This is a genomic window from Phyllobacterium sp. P5_D12, from assembly GCF_054049495.1.
Genome location: NZ_JBFUMG010000836.1, coordinates 1 through 1,444, shown reverse-complemented (window position 1 = coordinate 1,444; position 1,444 = coordinate 1). Strand labels below are relative to the sequence as shown.

Genomic DNA, 1,444 nt, shown 5'->3' with positions numbered 1-1,444 from the left:
TGCCGGCTGAGACCGGGGCGAGCGACGGTGATCTGGAAGACAGGTACAGGTCGGCGAGCTGGCGCGTCATGTTGAGCGAAGCCGAATACAATAACGTCGTTGCCTACATACGCAAACTGAAGGCCAGATCGCACTTCTGGCAAGCGACGACGTATAACTGCAATGCCTATGTGGGCGACATTGCGCGGTCCATGGGCTATAAAGTGCCCGGCCACTTGCTGCGTCCGCAGCAGTACATAACCAAGCTTCGAGAGATGAATGGGGGACCGAATGCGATTGGTTACACCGGGCCTGCGGGTTGAGAGGAGCGGTATCTGAGCACCTGTTAGCCACAAGCGCTAGGTCGAATTGTTTCGACGGGTCGCTTCGCTTGGTGGGGGTGTGCAGACTCCCTTGGGTTCCAACGAACGACATGATGTCTCGAATCCGCTGGGCGCTCGCGCCCTCTACCACTACTAAAACGGCCGCGATACATACTGTCGCATTCACGGCACGACAGACCCGTCCTCGATCGGCAAGGCTGTATCCAACGGGTGCATTCATATGACGAGCGATCAGGTTGTTGAACTCTATGATCTCGTCCCGGTCGGCACCAAGGTCGTGGTCTTGGATCCCACCTCAACATTCTCTCCACGCTCGTGATCCAATACCGTGTGACACGTCCGGTGATCGTGGTCATGGATCGCTTATTGGCGGCCAACCGGCAAGGGGCCAGCGGAAGGCGGCAAGAACACTTTGCTCCAGCCGCCATCGCTTCGGTTGTCGAATACAATTATCCTGTTTGGCGCTCACGGGAACGCTACAGTCTAGCTAGGTCTGGATCTTTCCGGTTTCGATGACGAAAGGTGGGGGACAAAGACATCACTTCAGAGCGTCGGTTGGGCTGGTTGCGGCGCAAAAACCTCAGAGCTGCGAACCGATAGGGAGAATCGCATAAAATCCCGCCACGAATTGATCCCAGGGCGAACCCGTCGGCTCATGATAATAGATCCGCTGCGTCCCGTCCGGCTCGGTCTCAGTCCAAGAGATCCGCTTGTCCTTGTCCAGCCTTACGGCAAAGGTTTCTTCTCTTAGAACGCCTCTTAGGGCATTCGACGTCTTCTTGGTAAATTCAGGCGAGTCGATCAGAATGCCCATCTCCGTATTGATATTCACCGACCGCGGGTCCCAGTTGAACGAGCCGACGAACAAATAACGATCGTCGATGGTAAAGGCCTTGGCATGCAGACCCGATCGAGATTCCCCCCAATTGACGCCGCGCCGCGCTTCTTGATCTGCATCAGGCCGAAGTTCATAGAGGTGGACTCCACCTTCCAGAAGAGCCCGCCGGTCCTTTGCATAATGCGCATAGACGGGTTTCACGTCGTTCGATGCCAGCGAATTGGTTACAACCAAAACCTCGACGCCCCGCGCCTCAAGTTCCCGCAACCACTCTGTGCCGCGT

1 protein-coding gene and 2 pseudogenes are annotated in these 1,444 nt (G+C 56.4%); 2 read left to right on the top strand and 1 reads right to left on the bottom strand.

Annotation, left to right across the window (positions count from 1 at the left end):
- A pseudogene (locus ACXJ5O_RS26895) lies at nucleotides 1-302 on the top strand (hypothetical protein); the annotation flags it as partial.
- Nucleotides 303-477: 175 nt separating this feature from the next.
- A pseudogene (locus tag ACXJ5O_RS26890) lies at nucleotides 478-642 on the top strand (L,D-transpeptidase); the annotation flags it as partial.
- Between the two features lie 261 nt (nucleotides 643-903).
- Here the strand turns inward: ACXJ5O_RS26890 and ACXJ5O_RS26885 are convergent.
- The coding region (locus tag ACXJ5O_RS26885; RefSeq protein ID WP_457302577.1) for a phospholipase D-like domain-containing protein at nucleotides 904-1,444 on the bottom strand (541 nt) is incomplete at its 5' end.